The sequence below is a fragment of the Paracidovorax citrulli genome, assembly GCF_900100305.1.
Taxonomy (GTDB): domain Bacteria; phylum Pseudomonadota; class Gammaproteobacteria; order Burkholderiales; family Burkholderiaceae_C; genus Paracidovorax; species Paracidovorax citrulli.
Window position 1 is genome coordinate 48,314 of record NZ_FNEY01000018.1, and the last position, 17,378, is coordinate 65,691.

The window sequence follows — 17,378 nt, forward strand, 5'->3', positions numbered from 1 at the left end:
TGGAATCTGGGCTCAGATCGCCAGCTCGTAGCCCACCGTGATCGGCGCGTGGTCCGAGAACTTCTGCTGCTTGTAGATGGACTCGGTGCGCGCCAGGGCCGCGATCGCCGGGGTGGCGAGGTGGTAGTCCAGCCGCCAGCCCACGTTGTTCGCATAGGCCTGCCCGCGGTTGCTCCACCAGGTGTAGGCCGTCTCGGTGGTGTCGGGCTGCAGCAGGCGGTACACGTCCACGAGGCCGCCGCCCGGGTCGGTCTTGTGCAACAACTTTGTCATCCACTCGCGCTCTTCGGGCAGGAAGCCGCTGTTCTTCTGGTTGCTGCGCCAGTTCTTCAGGTCGATCTGCTGGTGGGCGATGTTGACGTCGCCGCAGAGGATGAATTCGCGCTCTTCCTTCACGCGCATCAGGTGCACGTGGAATTCCGCCAGGAAGCGGAATTTCGCGAGCTGGCGCTCCGGCCCCGACGAGCCGCTCGGAAAATACGCGCTGATGATCGACAGCTTGCGCGAAGGCGTGTCGAAGCGGGCTTCCACGTAGCGGCCTTCGGCGTCGAACTCGGTGGAGCCGTAGCCCACGCGCACGTCGCTCGGCTCGTGGCGGGTGTAGATGCCCACGCCCGAATAGCCCTTCTTGGTCGCGTAGTGGAAATGCCCCTTGAGGCCCGCCAGGGTCTCGAAACGGCCTTCGATGTCGGCGGACTGCGCCTTGATCTCCTGCACGCAAATACAATCCGGCCGCGTCTCGGCGATCCAGGCCTCCACGCCCTTCGAGGCGGCGGAGCGGATGCCGTTGAGGTTCAGGCTGGTCAATTTGAAAAGGGAAGCATCCATGGTGGCAGACGGCGCGCGGCGGCGGACGGGAGAGGAAACGGCGGGAGACGGCGCGTCGGCGGACCGCCTCGCCCAGGAATTCGTGCATTTCGCCGTGGAGGCTGGCGTGCTCAGGTTCGGCGAATTCAAGACCAAGGCGGGCCGCATGAGCCCGTACTTCTTCAATGCCGGGCTTTTCGACGATGGCGCCAAGATGGGCCGGCTCGCGGAATTCTATGCAAAAGCCCTGTTGGCCAGCGGCATCGAATTCGACATGGTCTTCGGGCCCGCCTACAAGGGCATCCCGCTGGCCGCCACGGTGGCGGTGGAGCTGGCCCGCCATGGCCGCAATGTCCCCTTCGCCTACAACCGGAAGGAAGCCAAGGACCATGGCGAAGGCGGCACGCTGGTCGGCGCGCCGCTGCAGGGCCGCGTGCTCATCGTGGACGACGTGATGTCCGCCGGCACCGCCGCGCGCGAGTCCATCGCGCTCATCCGGGTCGCCGGAGCCATTCCCCATGCGATGGCCATCGCCCTCGACCGCCAGGAAAAGGCCACCGAGAACGGCCAGGACGTGGACCACAGCGCCGTGCAGTACGTGCGCAGCCAGTTGGGCATGCAGGTGTGCACCATCGCCAAGCTGGCCGATTTATTGCAATATCTGCAGGACCGGGGCGGCTCCGACATGGGAGCCCACCACGAGCGCGTGCTGGCCTACCGCCAGCGCTACGGCGTCTGAACCGCGCCCGACCTTTCTTCGCACGCTGCCGCCCCCGGACCTTTTCGGGGCGGCGGGAGAGCACGGACATCTGCACAGCATGGAAGCCCTTCCGGTGAAGCAACTGAGCCTCTGGCGCGCGGGCGCCGGAGCGGCGCTGGCCTTCCTGTGCGGTGTCGCGGCCCAGGCGCAGCAGCAGCCAGGGCCCGGCGGCATCTACACCTGCGTGGATGCCAAGGGCCGCCGCCTCACCGCGGACCGCCCCATCCCCGAGTGCTCCGACCGCGAACAGCGCGTGCTGGGGCCGTCCGGCACGGAGCGCTCGCGCGTGGGGCCCACCCTGTCCGACCAGGAGCGCACCGCGCTGGAGGCCCAGCGCCGCAAGGAGGCCGACGAACGCGCGCGCGCCGCCGAGGAGCGGCGTCGCGAGCGCGTGCTGGTCGCGCGCTATCCGGACCAGGTCGCGCACGATGCCGAGCGCGCGGCGGCCATCGCGCAGGTGAACGAGGTGACGGCCGTGGCCGAGGCCCGCGTGGCCGAACTGCGGCGCCAGCGCAAGGCGCTCGACGCCGAGATGGAGTTCTATCGCCGCGACCCGTCCAAGGCCCCCATGGCATTGCGCCGCCAGATCGCCGAGCAGGAGGAGTCGCTCGCCCAGCAGCAGCGGTTCATCGCCTCGCAGGAAGACGAAAAGCGCCGGGTGCACCAGCGCTTCGACGCGGAACTGGCCCATTTGCGCCAGCTCTGGGCCGCGCAGCAGGGCATGCCGGCCGTGCCGGCCTCTCGCTGACCGGGGCTCCGGCCGGCCCCGATACGCAGCAGCGTCAGGCGGCCGCGAGCCGCGCGCGCAGCATCTCGTTGACCTGCTGCGGGTTCGCCTTGCCCTTGCTGGCCTTCATGGCCTGGCCCACCAGGGCGTTGAACGCCTTGTCCTTGCCGGCCTTGAACTGCGCCACGTTGTCGGGATTGGCGGCGATCACCTCGTCGATGATCTTCTCCAGCGCGCCGGAGTCGTTCATCTGCTTGAGGCCCCTGGTCTCGATCACCGCGTCCACGTCAGTGCCTTCGCCGGTCCAGAGCGCCTCGAACACCTGCCGGGCGGCGGCGTTGGAGATGGTGCCGTCGGCGATGCGCTGGATCAGCTTCGCCAGCAGCGCGGCCGTCACCGGCGCGGCGGCGATGTCGGTCTCGCCCGCGTTCACGCGGCGCGACACCTCGCCCATGATCCAGTTGCTGGCGAGCTTGGGGCTGCCGCTGGCCCTGGCCGCCTCCTCGAAGTAGGCCGCCATGGCCTTGGACTGCGTGAGCGTGGTCGCGTCGTATTCCGGCAGGCCGTAGTCGGCCACGAAGCGCGCGGCCATGGTGCGCGGTAGTTCGGGCATGCGCGCGCGCTCTTCCTGCACCCACTGCTCCGAAATCCGCAGCGGCGGCAGGTCCGGGTCGGGGAAGTAGCGGTAGTCGGCCGCGTCTTCCTTGGTGCGCATGGCGCGCGTCTCGCCCGTGTCCGGGTCGAACAGCACGGTGGCCTGCTGGATCGCGTGGCCGTCCTCGATCTGTTCGATCTGCCAGCGGATCTCGTAGTCGATCGCCTGCTGCATGAACCTGAAGCTGTTCAGGTTCTTGATCTCGCGGCGCGTGCCCAGCGGCGCCCCCGGCCTGCGCACGGAGACGTTGGCGTCGCAGCGGAAGGAGCCTTCCTGCATGTTGCCGTCGCAGATGCCGATCCAGGTCACGATCTTGTGCAGCTCGCGGGCATAGGCCACGGCCTCCTCGCTGCTGCGGATGTCGGGCTCGGTCACGATCTCCAGCAGCGGCGTGCCGGCACGGTTCAGGTCGATGCCCGACTGGCCGATGAAATCCTCGTGCAGCGACTTGCCCGCGTCTTCCTCCAGGTGGGCGCGCACCAGGCGCACGGTCTTCTTCTCGTCGCCGAGATAGAACGAGACCTCGCCGCCCTGCACCACCGGGATCTCGAACTGGCTGATCTGGTAGCCCTTGGGCAGGTCGGGATAGAAGTAGTTCTTGCGCGCGAAGATGCTCTCGGGCGCGACCCTGGAGCCCAGGGCCAGGCCCAGGCGGATGGCGCAGGCCACGGCCTCGCGGTTCATCACGGGCAGCGTGCCGGGCAGGGCCAGGTCCACGGCGCAGGCCTGGGTGTTGGGCTCGGCGCCGAAGGCCGTGGGCGCGCGGCTGAAGATCTTCGATTGCGTGGCGAGCTGGGCGTGGGTCTCGAAGCCGATGACGACTTCGTAGCCATGGATCAGTTTGCTGGTCGTCATGTCACAGGCCTCCGGGCGTGCGGAGGTGGAAATCGGTCGCCTGCTGCAGGCGGTGCGCGGCGTTCAGCAGCCGGCTTTCCTGGAAATAGTTGCCGATGAGCTGCAGGCCCACGGGCATGCCGCCTTCGCCGAAACCGGCGGGCACGCTCATGCCGGGCAGGCCGGCGAGCGACGCGGGCAGCGTGAAGATGTCGGCCAGGTAGTCGGCCAGCGGGTCGTTGCCGTGCTCGCCGAGCTTCCAGGCCACCGTGGGCGCCACGGGGCCGGCGATCAGGTCGCAGTCCCTGAAGGCGTTCTGGAAGTCATCCGCGATCATGCGGCGGATCTTCTGCGCCTGCAGGTAGTAGGCGTCGTAGTAGCCATGCGAGAGCACGTAGGTGCCGATCATGATGCGGCGCTTGACCTCGTCGCCGAAGCCCTCGGCGCGGGTCTTCTTGTACATGTCCACCAGGTCGGTGTAGTCCCTGGCGCGGTGGCCGAACTTCACGCCGTCGAAGCGGCTCAGGTTGGACGAGGCCTCGGCCGGCGCGATGATGTAGTACACCGGGATGGACAGCTCGGTGCGCGGCAGCGTGATCGGCACGAGCTTCGCGCCGAGCTTCTCGTATTCCTTGAGCGCGCCATCCACCGCGGCGCGCACGTCGGGCGCCAGGCCCTCGCCGAAGAACTCTGCCGGGATGCCGATGCGCAGGCCGTCGATGCTGTCGCCCAGCTTCGCGCTGAAGTCCTCGGCCGGCACGTCCAGGCTGGTGGAGTCGCGGTCCGGGTCGGGGCCGCAGATCGCCGAGAGCAGCAGGGCGCAGTCCTCGGCCGAGCGGGCCATCGGACCGGCCTGGTCCAGGCTGGAGGCGAAGGCGATCATGCCGTAGCGGCTGGCACGGCCGTAGGTGGGTTTGATGCCGGTGATGCCGCAGAACGAGGCCGGCTGGCGGATGGAGCCGCCGGTGTCGGTGCCCGTCACGGCCGGGGCGAGGCGCGCGGCCACGGCCACGGCGCTGCCGCCGGAGGAGCCGCCCGGCACGCGGTCGGTGGCCCAGGGGTTGCGTACCGGGGCGGGCGCATCGGCGCCCAGGGGGGCGACGGCCGAGTTCTCGTTGGCCGAGCCCATGGCGAATTCATCGCAGTTGAGCTTGCCCAGCGTCACGGCGCCGGCGTCGGCCAGCCGCGTGACGACCGTGGCGTCGAAGGGCGACTGGTAGCCGGCCAGCATCTTCGAGCCGGCCGTGCTGGGGAAGTCGCGCGTGACGAAGATGTCCTTGTGGGCGATGGGCACGCCCGCCAGCGGGCCGGCCGTGCCGGCGGCGATGGCCGCATCCTGGGCGCGGGCCCGGGCCAGGGTGGCCTCCTCGTTGACGCTCACGAAGGCGCCGAGGTCGGTGTGCTGCTGGATGCGGGCCAGGAAATGCCGGGCGGTCTCGACGGCGGAGATGCGCTTGCCGCGCAGCGCCGCGGCCAGTTCGGCCACGCCCAGGGTGTGCAGGGAAGAGGAGGGTTCGCTCATGGATTACGTACTTTTATTCTTGTTATTCGATCACCTTGGGCACCAGGAACAGGCCCCGCTCCACGGCGGGCGCGCTGCGCTGGTTGGCCTCGCGCTGGTCGGGCTCGCTCGCGGTGTCTTCCCGCAGGCGCAGGGCGATGTCCTGGATGGCCGCGACGGGATGGGAGAGGGGTTCCAGGCCGGCGGTATCCACAGCCCGCATCTTCTCGACGATGCCGAAAAAGCCGTTGAGCTGGGTAAGCATGCGCTCACTTTCGGCGGGACTCAGCTCGAGCCGCGCCAGGTTGGCGATGCGGCCAATGTCCTGGGGTGTCAGTGCCATAGGGAAAACAGGTCCGGAAACGGGATGTAAAGCTGCGCCGGCGTGGGGCCGGGCGGGAGTTATTCACAGGGGATGCGGTATTATCCCGGCTTTGCCGCAATACCCTCCCAACCGCCGGTCATTGTGCGAAAAAAGCCCACAAACACCCTGTAAACACCCGGCGACGGCAGGCCGACGCGCATGCCGTGCCCGAGAGGAATTCCTGAATGTTCGGAGCTTTCCGTCGGTACTTCTCCACCGACCTTGCCATTGATCTTGGCACAGCCAACACGCTGATCTTCGCCCGCGACAAGGGCATCGTGCTCGACGAACCCTCCGTGGTCGCCATCCGCCACGAAGGCGGCCCCCACGGCAAGAAAGTCATCCAGGCCGTCGGCCACGAGGCCAAGGCCATGCTCGGCAAGGTGCCCGGCAACATCGAGGCCATCCGCCCGATGAAGGATGGCGTGATCGCCGACTTCGTGATCACCGAGCAGATGATCAAGCAGTTCATCAAGATGGTGCACCCGCGCACGCTGCTCACGCCGAGCCCGCGCATCATCATCTGCGTGCCCTGCGGCTCCACCCAGGTGGAGCGCCGCGCCATCAAGGACGCGGCCGAGGCCGCGGGCGCCACCGCCGTCTATCTCATCGAGGAACCCATGGCCGCCGGCATCGGCGCCGGCCTGCCGGTGTCGGAAGCTTCCGGCTCCATGGTCGTGGACATCGGCGGCGGCACGACGGAAGTCGGCGTGATCTCCCTGGGCGGCATGGTCTACAAGGGCAGCGTCCGCGTCGGCGGCGACAAGTTCGACGAGGCCATCATCAGCTACATCCGCCGCAACTACGGCATGCTGATCGGCGAGCCCACGGCCGAGGCCATCAAGAAGAGCATCGGTTCGGCCTTCCCCGGCTCCGAGGTGCGCGAGATGGAGGTCAAGGGCCGCAACCTCTCCGAGGGCGTGCCGCGCAGCTTCACCATCTCCAGCAACGAAGTGCTGGAGGCGCTCACCGATCCGCTCAACCAGATCGTCTCCTCCGTCAAGAACGCCCTGGAGCAGACCCCGCCCGAGCTGGGCGCCGACATCGCCGAGCGCGGCATGATGCTCACGGGCGGCGGCGCGCTGCTGCGCGACCTCGACCGGCTGCTCGCCGAAGAGACGGGCCTGCCGGTGCTGGTGGCCGAGGATCCGCTGACCTGCGTGGTCCGGGGCTGCGGCATCGCGCTCGAGCGCATGGACCGCCAGGGCAGCATCTTCACGAGCGAGTGACATGACCATGCCGCGGGGCGGAGGCAGCGGGTCCGCCGGCCGGGCAGGCCGGCCGCCTTGCCTGCGCCCCGATGCCGCCGTGTCCGTGCGGCACCGCTCCTGCTGACAATTCCTGCGGCTGTTCCCTACCGCCATGCCCATCGGTACCCTCGAACGGACTGCACCGTCGTTCTTCAAGCAAGGCCCGTCGCCGCGCGCCCGCTTCGCGCTGTGCGGCGCGCTGGCGCTGTTCCTCATGGTGGCGGACGCCCGGTTCCACGTCACGGAGCCCCTGCGCAAGGCCATCGCCGTGGCGCTCTACCCGGTGCAGTGGGTGATGCTGCAGCCCGTGGAGTTCGTGGGCGGCGGCATCGCCTACCTGCGCACCATGGAATCCGCCCAGGCCGAGGTCGACACCGCCCGGCGCAACATGGTCGCCATGGCCCAGCGGGCCAACCAGGCCGAACAACTCCTGCAGGAGAACGAGCGCCTGCGCAAGCTGCTGCAGTTGCGCGACCGGCTGCAGACGCCCGCGAAGGCCGCGCAGGTGATCTACGACGCCGCCGATCCCTATACCCGCCGCGTGATGATCGACCAGGGCCAGATGGCCGGCATCGTGCTCGGCTCCCCGGTCATGGACGAATCGGGCATGCTCGGGCAGGTGACCCGGGTGCATCCGCTGCTGAGCGAGGTCACCCTGCTCATCGACCGCGACCAGGCCATTCCGGTCATGAACCTGCGCACCGGTGCGCGCGGCGTGGCCTATGGCGACCCCGTCATCGCGCACGGTGGCGGCATGGAGCTGCGCTTCATGCCCAGCAATGCCGACGTGCAGGAAGGCGACCTGCTCACCACCAGCGGGGTGGACGGCCTCTATCCGCCGGGGCTGCCGGTGGCCCGCATCGTGCGCGTGGAGCGCAGGGCCGACTCCGCCTTCGCCCGCATCTACTGCGCGCCCCTGGCGCAGGCGCAGGGCGCGCGCCACGTCATGGTGCTGCAGCCGCTGGATGCCGGCCTGCCCGAGCGCCCCCCCGCCACGGAGCCGGCGCCGGCACGCAAGGGAGGACGCCGATGATCATGCCCCGCGGCGAACAGTTGCTGCTGCCGGTGCGCCCTGCCTTCATCGCGGCCAGCCTGCTGGTGGCGCTGGCGTTCAACATGCTGCCGCTGGGGCGCTTGGTGTGGACGCCCGACCTCGTCATGGTGCTGCTCGTCTTCTGGGGCGTGCACCAGCCCCAGCGCGTGGGCATGGCCGTCGCCTTCGCCATGGGCCTGTGCATGGACGTCTACCAGACCGCGCTGCTGGGGCAGCATGCGCTGGCCTACTGCGCCATGATGTTCGGCGCCATCTACCTGCACCGGCGCCTGCTGTGGTTCAGCCCGTTCTCGCAGGCGCTGCAGGTGCTGCCCCTGTTCCTGGCCGCGCATGCGATCGAACTGCTGGTGCGCATGGTCTCGGGCGGCATCCTGCCCGGGCTGCCGGGGCTGATCTCGCCCGTGATCGAGGCCCTGCTGTGGCCGCTCGCCAGTTGGGTGCTGCTCGCGCCGCAGCGCCTGCCGCCCGACCGCGACGAGAACCGGCCGCTCTGATCCGGCATCCGTTTCCTTCCGCCCCGCCGACATGACCGAGCTGCGCAATACCGAGGCCGATCTCTCGCGGTTCCGCCTGCGCGTCCTGGTCGTGGGCTTCGTGGTGCTGCTCGCCATGTGCCTGATCGTGGCGCGCCTGCTCGTGCTGCAGGTGGTTCGCCACGAAGACCTCGCCGACCAGGCCGAGAGCAACCGCACAGCGGTCGTGCCCATCGTGCCCAACCGCGGGCTCATCCTGGACCGCAACGGCGTGGTGCTGGCCACCAACTACTCGGCCTATACGCTGGAGATCACGCCCTCGAAGGTGGACGGCCTGGAAGAGACCATCGACGCGCTTTCCAACATCGTGGAGATCCACGCGCGCGACCGGCGCCGGTTCAAGAGGCTCATGGAGGAGTCGCGCAGCTTCGAATCCCTGCCGATCCGCACGCGGTTGTCGGACCAGGAGGTCGCCCGCTTCACCGCCCAGCGCTACCGCTTCCCGGGCGTGGACATCAAGGCGCGGCTTTTCCGCAACTACCCCCTGGGCGAAACCGCCAGCCATGCCATCGGCTACATCGGCCGCATCAACCAGCGCGAGAAAGAGCGCATCGAGGATTCCGAGGACGCGGCCAACTACCGCGGCACCGACCACATCGGCAAGCTCGGCATCGAGCAGAGCCAGGAGACCACGCTGCACGGCCAGACCGGCGTGGAGCGCATGGAGACCTCGGCCGGCGGCCATGCCGTGCGGCGGCTCGCGAGCCATCCGGCCACGCCGGGCAACACCGTGATGCTGTCGCTCGACATCAAGCTGCAGAAGCTCGTGGAGGACATGTTCGGCGACCGCCGCGGCGCGCTGGTGGCGATCGACCCGCGCAACGGCGAAGTGCTCGCGCTGGTGTCCAAGCCCACGTTCGATCCCAACCTGTTCGTGGAAGGCATCGACTCGGAGAACTGGCAGGCGCTCAACGAATCGATCGACAAGCCGCTGCTCAACCGCGCCCTGCGCGGCACCTACCCGCCCGGCTCCACCTACAAGCCCTTCATGGCGCTGGCCGCGCTGCAGCTGAACAAGCGCTCTCCCACGCAGGTGTACAACGATCCGGGCTTCTACACCTACGGCGGCCACACCTTCCGCAGCCACGAGGGCGGGCTGGGCGGCGTGGACATGGTGCGCGCCATCCAGTTCTCCAGCAATACCTACTTCTATTCGCTGGCCGTGGACATGGGGGTGGACACCATCCACGACTTCATGAAGCCGCTGGGCTTCGGCCAGCTCACCGGCATCGACCTCAACGGCGAGGTGCGCGGCGTGCTGCCCAGCACCGAATGGAAGCGCAACGCCTACAAGCGCCCGGAGATGAAGCGCTGGTATTCGGGCGAGACCGTGTCCCTCGGCATCGGCCAGGGCTACAACAGCTTCACCATGCTGCAACTGGCCTCGGCCGAGGCCACGCTGGCCAACGGCGGGATCCGCTACCGCCCCCACCTCGTGAAGGCCGTGCGCGACACCGTCACCGGCGTGGTCACGGAAGTGGCGCAGCCGCCCGGCGAGAACCTGGGCTATTCGCCCCGCAACCTGGAGATCGTGCGCAATGGCCTCGTCGCGGTGATCAAGGCCGGCACGGGAACGCGCGTGTTCGCGGGCGCGCCCTACACCGCGGCCGGCAAGACCGGCACCGCGCAGGCCGTGAGCCTCGGGCAGAACGTGAAGTACAACGCCAAGCTGCTCGAAGAGCACCAGCGCGACCACTCGCTGTTCGCCGCCTTCGCGCCTGCGGAGAACCCGCGCATCGCCGTGGCGGTGATCGTCGAGAACGCGGGCTTCGGCGCGGCCGCCGCGGCGCCCATCGTGCGCCGCGTGTTCGACTACTGGCTGCAGGGGGACTACCCCAACGAGCAGGATCTGGCGGCCGTCGCCAAGGGCCAGGCCGGCGCGCCCATGGGCACGCCGCGGCGCGCGGCCGACGTGCCGGTCATGGCGCCCGCGCCCTGACACCGGGCTGCCGGGCCGCCGCTCTTCAGCCGGTGGCCTGCGGCGAGCGCGGCGGCTGCAGCTGGCTGGCGATCAGCGCGCCGACGATGAGCGCCGCCCCGCACACGCCGGCCCAGCCCAGGCGCTCGCCGATCAGCACCCAGGCCGTGAGCGCCGCGAACACGGGTTCCAGGCCGAAGACGATGGCGCTGCGCATGGCGTCCACGCGCTGCTGGCCCCACGCCTGCAGCGTCACTACCAGCACGCTGGCCACCACCCCCAGATAGGCCACGGCAGTCCACGCATCGCCCGGCAGCTGCGCGATCTGCACCACCGACGTGGCATAGCCGCCATGGCGCACGCCCACCAGCACGGTGGCGGCGCCGAACATCACCAGCGCCTGCATGGCCGCCATGCGCGTGGCCCGCAGCGGCGCCGCGGCCGTGCGGCGCGCGCATTCCTCCAGCGCGAGGATGTAGATGGCATAGAACACCGTGCTGGCGAGCGTCAGCGTATCGCCCAGGTTCCAGGGCTCGTTCTCGTGGAACATCAGTGCCATGCCCGCCAGCGCCATGCCGCACGCGGCCCACAGCGTCCACCCGTAGCGCCGCCCCAGCGCGGCCATGGCCAACAGCGGCACGACCAGCACGTTCAGGCCGGTGACGAAGGCGTTGCGGTTGCTGCTGGTGCGCGCCAGCCCCTCGATCTGCAGCCAGAACGCCAGGAACAGGAGGGCGCCGAGCAGCAGCCCCCAGCCAAGCTCCGCGCGGCGCATGCCGCGCCACATCGGGCCGAGCACGGCCAGCGCGATGGCGAAACGCATCCAGATGATCTGCAGCGCGTCCAGGTGCGCGGACAGCATCTTCATCGCGGGGAAGGTCGTTCCCCAGACCATGGTGACCAGGAGGAGGGCCAGAAGGCCCTGGCGTTCGGAGCGCATATGGCGAAGCAGGTGTGGCGCCGCCGCCAGGGCGGCAGGGCCGGAAAAGGGAAAGGCCCGCGCGGGCGGGCCGGGCGCGCGGCGAGCAGGCGCGCCGCGGTCTCAGCCGCCCATGCGCCCCAGGAAGGCGCGAATGCGGTCGTTGGCCGGGTTGGCGAAGAACTCGGCCGGCGGCGCATCGTGCGCGATGCGGCCCTGGTCGAAGAACATCACGCGGTCGGCCACTTCGCGGGCGAAGCCCATTTCGTGGGTGACCACGATCATGGTCATGCCGCCGCGCGCGAGTTCGCGCATCACGTCGAGCACTTCCTGCACCATTTCCGGATCCAGGGCGGAGGTGGGCTCGTCGAACAGCATCACCTTGGGCCGCATGGCCAGCGCCCGGGCGATGGCCACGCGCTGCTGCTGCCCGCCCGAGAGCTGCCAGGGGTATTTGTGGGCATGGTCGCGCAGGCCCACGCGGCGCAGCAACTGCAGCGCCTGCTCGTTCGCCTCGGCGCGCGGCGTGCGGTGGATGCGGCGCGGCGCGAGCGTCACGTTGTCGAGCACGCTCAGGTGGCCGAACAGGTTGAACTGCTGGAACACCATGCCGACCTCGCTGCGCTGCTGCTGCAGGGCGCGCTGGTCGTCGGTCACTTCCACCCCGCCGATGGCGATGCGGCCGCTGTCGTGCGGCTCCAGCCGGTTGATGGCGCGCAGCAGCGTGGACTTGCCCGAGCCCGAGGCGCCGATGATCACGGTGACCTCGCCCGTGTTGAACACGGTGGAGACATCCTTGAGCACCTGGTGCGTGCCGAACGCCTTGCAGACGTTCTCCGCCACGATGTAGGGCGTGGGGGGCGTGGCGTGGGGATGCGTCATTGGGCGCGGCCCTCCACGTCGAAGCGGTGCTCGATGGCGTTCGACACCTGGGTCACCAGCGTGGTCAGCAGCAGGTAGGTGACGGCCACCGTGGAGAGCGTCGCGATCGGCTGGAAGGTGGCCGACTGGATGCGGTTGCCCACGTTGGTCAGCTCCACCACGCCGATCGCGTAGGCGAGCGAGGAATCCTTGAGCAGCGCCACGAAATTGCTCACCAGCGGCGGCAGCGAGATCTTGAAGGCCTGGGGAAACACCACGTCGAAGAAGACATGCGTGCGCGACAGCCCCAGGGCGCGGGCCGCCTCGGTCTGCCCGCGCGGCACGGCCAGCAGGCCCGCGCGGATGGCCTCGGAGTTGTAGGCACCCACGTTCAGGCCCAGCGCCACCACGGCGGCGGCGAAGTCGGGCAGGTTGAGCCCCGGAACCAGCACCGGCAGGGCGAAATACACGAACAGGATCTGCACCAGCAGCGGCGTGCCGCGGATCACCCAGATGTAGAAGCGGGCCGCCCAGCGCAGCGGCGTCCAGCGCGCGGTGCGGGCCAGGGCCGCGCCGGTGCCGAGCACGAGGCCGCAGAGCCCGCTCACCAGCGTGAGCCAGAGCGTGGTGCGCGCGCCGTCGGCGAAGGCCTGCGCATTGGGGCCGATGGGGTCGGGGAGGAAGGAGAGGGCCTGGCCGAGCAGGGCCAGGGCCAGCACCATCAGCACCAGGGCCGAGACCAGCGTCGCATTGCTGCGTTGCTGGCGGCTCCAGTGCCGGGGCCAAAGAGCGGTGAGCATGGGGAAAGCGTCCGGAAGGCCGGCCGGCGGTCAGGGGATCAGGGGGCGCAGCGGACGTCTTCGTTGAAGTACTTCTTGGACACGGCGGCGTAGCTGCCGTCGGCCAGGATCTCGGCGAAGGCCTTGTTCCAGGCGTCGGCCAGGCCGGTGTTGCCCTTGGCCACGGCCGGGGCGATCTTCTCGATGAAGAGCATGTCGCCGAGCTTCAGGCCGGCCTTGGGGTTCTTGGCGGCGACTTCCTTGGCGACGAACTTGTCGGTCACCCAGGCGTCCACGCGCTTGGAGGTGAGGGCGCTGCGGGCATCCACGTCGGTCGGGAAGTTCTTCACGTCCTTCACGCCGGGCACCTTTTTCACGTTCTCGAGGTAGCTCGTGCCGGTCTGCACGGCGACCACCTTGCCGGCGAGGTCCTTGCCCGTGCGGATGGCCGGGTCCATGGCGATCACCATGCCGCCGGAGCAGTAGTGGGGCGCGGCGAAGGTGACGGCCTTGGAGCGCTCTTCCGTCACGCCGTGCGAGGCAATGGCGACGTCCCAGCGGTCCTGCCCGAGGCCGGTCAGCAGGGCGTCGAAGCCCAGCGTCTTCCACTCCACCTTCAGATTCATCTTCTTGGCCACCAGGTTGGCGACCTCGACCTCGAAGCCCGTGAGCTGCGTGCCGTTGAAGTAGTTGAAGGGCGCGAACTGCCCCTCCGTGGCGATGATGATCTTGCCGTCCTTCTGGATGGCGTCGATCGGGCGGGCCTGTGCCGAGAAGGCTGCGCACAGCGCCACGGCGGCGGTGGCCATCGTCTTGAGAATCTTCATCTGCGGTTCCTGGTGGGGTGGGACAGGGTACAAAAAAATCCGGCTTGGCGTGTGGCGAAGCCGGACATGGTGGACCCGCCGCCCGGTGTCGGGCGTCACGGAGTGGACATATTATAAAGACGGGGCATGGCGCCATGCCTCCTCGAAAATGCGGATGGTCCCGCCCTCGCGGGATCTTCGCGGGCGGCTTTCAGCACTCCACGATGTTCACTGCCAGGCCGCCCCGGGCCGTTTCCTTGTACTTGGTGAGCATGTCGGCCCCGGTCTCGCGCATGGTCTTGATGACCTGGTCCAGGCTCACGAAGTGCGTGCCGTCGCCGTGCAGCGCCATGCGCGCCGCGTTGATCGCCTTGACCGAGGCGATGGCGTTGCGCTCGATGCACGGGATCTGCACCAGTCCGCCGACGGGGTCGCAGGTGAGCCCCAGGTGGTGCTCCATGCCGATCTCCGCCGCGTTCTCCGCCTGGGCCGGCGTGCCACCCAGCGCCGCGCACAGCGCGCCCGCCGCCATCGAGCAGGCCACGCCCACCTCGCCCTGGCAGCCGACTTCCGCGCCGCTGATGGACGCGTTCTGCTTGTAGAGGATGCCGATGGCCCCGGCCGTGAGCAGGAAGTCCACCACGCCGCGCTCGCTGGCGTCAGGCGCCGTGTGCACGTAGTAGTGCAGCACCGCCGGCACGATGCCCGCGGCCCCGTTGGTCGGGGCGGTGACCACGCGGCCGCCGGCGGCGTTCTCCTCGTTGACGGCCAGCGCCCAGAGGTTCACCCAGTCGAGCACCCGCAGCGGGTCGGCCGGGCGGGGTTCGAAGTCTCCCAGCCGGCGCGCGAGGGCCGCCGCCCGCCGCTTCACCTTGAACCCCCCGGGCAGCAGGCCCTCGGTGCGGCAGCCGCGCTCGACGCAGCCCTGCATGGCGCGCCAGATGGCCAGCAGGCCGGCGTCGATCTCCGCATCCGTGCGCCAGTGCCGTTCGTTGACGCGCATGACCCCCGCGATGTCCAGGCCGTGCGTGGCCGTGAGGCGCAGCAGGTCCGCCGCGTCGCCGAAGGGCAGCGGCAGCACCGACGGGTCGGGCGCCACCACCTTGTGGCGGGATCCGTCCGCCGCCACCGCTTCGCTCACCACGAAGCCGCCGCCCACCGAGTAATAGGTGGCTTCGTGCAGCAGATCTCCCGAATCGCTGCGCGCGGCGAAGCGCAGCCCGTTGGCATGGAAGGGCAGCGTCTTGAGGGCATAGAAGCGCAGGTCGCGCCGCTCGTCGAAGGCGACCGGATGGTGGCCGGCCAGCGGCAGGCGCCCACCCGTTCGGATGTCGGCCACGTAGCCGCCCGTGCGGTCCACGTCCACGGTGTCGGGTTCGTGCCCCGCGAGGCCCAGCAGCACGGCGGTATCGCTGCCGTGGCCCTTGCCCGTGGCGCCCAGCGAGCCGTAGAGCTCCGCCTCCACGCGGCGCGTGGCGGCGAGCAGGCCCTGGTGCTCCAGGGCGTGGGTGAACAGCCGGGCGGCACGCATGGGGCCCACCGTGTGGGAGCTGGACGGACCGATGCCGATCTTGAAGAGGTCGAAGACGCTGATGGCCATGGGGCGGAGTGCAATGCTGCGGATGGGCGCACAGCGTAGGCAACAAGTTTCGTCAGGTCCATTGATCTTTCATGAAGGAATACATTAGCAGTCCTGTCGAATTGCGAAAGGCCGGGGGACCCATGGACATGAACCGCCTGCGCGCCCTGCGCGAGCTGGCCCGCTGCGGCACGATGGCCGCGGCCGCCGAGGCGCTGGCCCTCACGCCCTCGGCGGTGTCGCAGCAGATCGCGCAGCTGGAGGCGGAAGCGGGCATCGCGCTCACCGAGCGCCAGGGGCGCGGCGTGCGGCTCACGCCTGGGGGTGAAGCTTTGGTGCGGCATGCGGAACGCCTGATGGCGGTGCTGGACGAGGCCAAGTCCGAGCTGGCGCTGCTGCGCCGGGAACTCGCGGGCGAGCTGCGCGTGGCGGCCTTCCCGTCGATCGCCTCGGCCCTGCTGCCCGAGACCATCCAGGCGCTGCGGGCCGCCTATCCGCGCCTGCGCCTGGCCGTGGAGGAAATGGAGCCGGCGGACGGCCTGGCGGCGCTCGGCTCCTGGCGCGCCGACATCGCGCTCATCGACCACCTCGCGCTGCGCCGTGACCGCCGGCAGGACGGATACGGCTTCGTGGCGCTGGCCCGGGATTCGCTGCACGTGCTGCTGCCCGCCACCCATCCCCTGGCGGCCCGTCCGTGGCTGGGCGTGGCCGACCTGCGGGACGAGCCCTGGGCCATGGACGCCGCCTCCAGCAGCTTCGGCGAGTTCGTGCGCAACCTGTGCCTTGCGGAAGGTTTCGAGCCGCGCATGGATGTGCGCGCCCTCGGCTTCGAGGTGGTGTCCGCCATGGTGGGCGCCGGCTGCGCCGTGACCGTGGTGCCCGGGCTGCGCCTGCTGCGCCCCCTGCCGGGCACCCGCGCCGTGCCCCTGCGCCCGGCCGTCGCCCGGGAAATATCCGTCGCCTTCCGGCGCGGCGAGCGCGACCACCCGGCCGTGAAGGTATTCATCGGCGAAATCGTGCGCGCGGCGGAGCGCCTGTCCCGCCCGGCAGGCGATGTCACCTCATGAAGCCGTCATAGCCCGTCTTGAGGATCAGCGCCCCCACGACGAGGATGAAAATGCCGCGCACGAAGCCCGTGCCGTGCTTCATCGCCATGTGCGTGCCCAGCACGCTGCCCGCCACGTTGGCCACCGCCAGCGGCAGCGCGAAGTGCCACCACACCTGGCCCTTGGCCGTGAACAGGATCAGCGCGGCGACGTTGGTCGCGAGGTTGAGCAGCTTGGCCGAGGCCGAGGCGTTCAGGAAATCGTAGCCCAGCAGCCGCACGAACAGGAACACGAAGAAACTGCCCGTTCCCGGACCGAAGAATCCGTCGTAGAACCCGATCGCCAGACCGATCAGGCAGGCCATGCGGGTTTCGGCGGCGCCCTCGAAGCGTGGCGCATGGTGCTTGCCGAGATCCTTGCGCGCCAGGGTGTAGAGCAGCACGGCCAGCAGGATGAAGGGCAGGATCCGGCGCAGGAAGTCCACCGGCACCACGGTGACCGTCCACGCCCCGGCGAACCCTCCCGCGAAGCCCGCGGCGGCGGCCGGCAGCAGCGACTGCCAGCGTATCTGCACGCGGCGGCTGTACTGCCAGGTGGCGATGGCGGTGCCCCAGATCGAGCCGCTCTTGTTGGTGCCCAGCAGGGTGGCCGGCGGCGCGTTGGGAAAGGTGGCGAACAGCGCGGGCACCAGGATGAGCCCGCCGCAGCCCACGATGGCATCCACGAAACCGGCCAGCAGCGATGCCAGCGAAACAATGATCCATTCCATCCCCGGATTGTCTCACCCGCTATGGTTTCCATAGCTTGCAGGCAAAAAAAAGCGCCGGGATCACCGGCGCTTGGGGAAACAGGGCATCTTGTAGGGGATGCTTGGAATGGTGTTTTCGAGTTCGAGTTTGTCTCCTCGGCCCCCTCGTTGCGCGACGTGCGCGCCATCGGGTAACTACAATGTAACTCCCGCACTCGCCTGGTGCATTGGGGGTTT

General features: G+C 69.4%; 17 protein-coding genes. 7 read left to right on the forward strand and 10 right to left on the reverse strand.

What is annotated here, in order from left to right; all coding sequences use genetic code 11:
- Positions 1-12: 12 nt before the first annotated feature.
- A complete protein-coding gene (locus tag BLR99_RS13350; RefSeq protein WP_041827189.1) occupies positions 13-828 on the reverse strand; it encodes an exodeoxyribonuclease III in 816 nt (271 codons plus the stop codon).
- Here BLR99_RS13350 and pyrE point away from each other — a divergent pair.
- Entirely contained in the window at positions 827-1,546 is a 720-nt protein-coding gene (gene pyrE, locus BLR99_RS13355; protein ID WP_017438791.1) for an orotate phosphoribosyltransferase, read from the forward strand. The two genes, BLR99_RS13350 and pyrE, sit on opposite strands and share 2 nt — an antisense overlap.
- Positions 1,547-1,625: 79 nt before the next feature.
- Positions 1,626-2,315: a hypothetical protein gene (locus tag BLR99_RS13360; RefSeq protein WP_011793475.1), complete on the forward strand. Its 690-nt coding sequence runs from the start codon at positions 1,626-1,628 to the stop codon at positions 2,313-2,315.
- 34 nt (positions 2,316-2,349) lie between these two features.
- On the opposite strand, the gene gatB is transcribed toward BLR99_RS13360, so the two are convergent.
- The 3 genes from gatB to gatC are packed head-to-tail and all read right to left on the reverse strand — an operon-like array spanning position 2,350 to position 5,627.
- On the reverse strand, positions 2,350-3,804 hold the full coding sequence (gene gatB / locus BLR99_RS13365) for an Asp-tRNA(Asn)/Glu-tRNA(Gln) amidotransferase subunit GatB (protein WP_017439263.1): 1,455 nt from the start codon (positions 3,802-3,804) through the stop codon (positions 2,350-2,352).
- Position 3,805: 1 nt separating this feature from the next.
- A complete protein-coding gene (gene gatA, locus BLR99_RS13370) occupies positions 3,806-5,305 on the reverse strand; it encodes an Asp-tRNA(Asn)/Glu-tRNA(Gln) amidotransferase subunit GatA (protein ID WP_046059911.1) in 1,500 nt (499 codons plus the stop codon).
- A gap of 22 nt (positions 5,306-5,327) precedes the next feature.
- On the reverse strand, positions 5,328-5,627 hold the full coding sequence (gatC, locus tag BLR99_RS13375) for an Asp-tRNA(Asn)/Glu-tRNA(Gln) amidotransferase subunit GatC (protein WP_011793478.1): 300 nt from the start codon (positions 5,625-5,627) through the stop codon (positions 5,328-5,330).
- 206 nt (positions 5,628-5,833) lie between these two features.
- Between gatC and BLR99_RS13380 the strand changes: the two genes are divergently transcribed.
- The 4 genes from BLR99_RS13380 (at position 5,834) to mrdA (ending at position 10,424) form a co-directional block, all read left to right on the forward strand.
- Positions 5,834-6,877, forward strand: coding sequence for a rod shape-determining protein (locus BLR99_RS13380; RefSeq protein ID WP_011793479.1), 1,044 nt, complete (start codon positions 5,834-5,836; stop codon positions 6,875-6,877).
- Between the two features lie 133 nt (positions 6,878-7,010).
- On the forward strand, positions 7,011-7,931 hold the full coding sequence (gene mreC / locus BLR99_RS13385) for a rod shape-determining protein MreC (protein WP_011793480.1): 921 nt from the start codon (positions 7,011-7,013) through the stop codon (positions 7,929-7,931).
- Positions 7,928-8,446, forward strand: a complete 519-nt coding sequence (gene mreD, locus BLR99_RS13390) for a rod shape-determining protein MreD (RefSeq protein WP_011793481.1) — start codon at positions 7,928-7,930, stop codon at positions 8,444-8,446. The genes mreC and mreD overlap by 4 nt, the downstream gene beginning before the upstream one ends.
- 31 nt (positions 8,447-8,477) lie before the next feature.
- On the forward strand, positions 8,478-10,424 hold the full coding sequence (mrdA, locus tag BLR99_RS13395) for a penicillin-binding protein 2 (RefSeq protein ID WP_011793482.1): 1,947 nt from the start codon (positions 8,478-8,480) through the stop codon (positions 10,422-10,424).
- A 25-nt stretch (positions 10,425-10,449) separates the two neighbouring features.
- Here mrdA and BLR99_RS13400 read toward each other — a convergent pair whose 3' ends face one another.
- The 5 genes from BLR99_RS13400 to BLR99_RS13420 all read right to left on the reverse strand — a co-directional run bounded on the left by BLR99_RS13400 (position 10,450) and on the right by BLR99_RS13420 (position 15,368).
- Positions 10,450-11,343 carry a DMT family transporter gene (locus tag BLR99_RS13400; RefSeq protein WP_046059912.1) on the reverse strand — a complete coding sequence of 298 codons (894 nt, stop codon included), beginning with the start codon at positions 11,341-11,343 and terminating at the stop codon, positions 10,450-10,452.
- 102 nt (positions 11,344-11,445) lie between these two features.
- Positions 11,446-12,204 (reverse strand): amino acid ABC transporter ATP-binding protein, encoded by a 759-nt coding sequence (locus BLR99_RS13405; protein ID WP_011793484.1) that lies wholly within the window; start codon positions 12,202-12,204, stop codon positions 11,446-11,448.
- Positions 12,201-12,983, reverse strand: coding sequence for an amino acid ABC transporter permease (locus tag BLR99_RS13410; RefSeq protein WP_011793485.1), 783 nt, complete (start codon positions 12,981-12,983; stop codon positions 12,201-12,203). Before BLR99_RS13410 ends, BLR99_RS13405 begins: the two co-directional genes overlap by 4 nt.
- A gap of 38 nt (positions 12,984-13,021) precedes the next feature.
- Entirely contained in the window at positions 13,022-13,789 is a 768-nt protein-coding gene (locus tag BLR99_RS13415) for an ABC transporter substrate-binding protein (protein WP_017439158.1), read from the reverse strand.
- 190 nt (positions 13,790-13,979) lie between these two features.
- A complete protein-coding gene (locus tag BLR99_RS13420; protein WP_046059913.1) occupies positions 13,980-15,368 on the reverse strand; it encodes an L-serine ammonia-lyase in 1,389 nt (462 codons plus the stop codon).
- A gap of 122 nt (positions 15,369-15,490) precedes the next feature.
- Here BLR99_RS13420 and BLR99_RS13425 point away from each other — a divergent pair, with 122 nt between their 5' ends.
- Complete coding sequence (locus BLR99_RS13425) at positions 15,491-16,414, forward strand: LysR family transcriptional regulator (protein WP_046059914.1); 924 nt, start codon at positions 15,491-15,493, stop codon at positions 16,412-16,414.
- On the opposite strand, the gene BLR99_RS13430 is transcribed toward BLR99_RS13425, so the two are convergent.
- Positions 16,404-17,162 (reverse strand): sulfite exporter TauE/SafE family protein, encoded by a 759-nt coding sequence (locus BLR99_RS13430; RefSeq protein WP_017440071.1) that lies wholly within the window; start codon positions 17,160-17,162, stop codon positions 16,404-16,406. The genes BLR99_RS13425 and BLR99_RS13430 overlap by 11 nt on opposite strands.
- Positions 17,163-17,378: the final 216 nt, after the last annotated feature.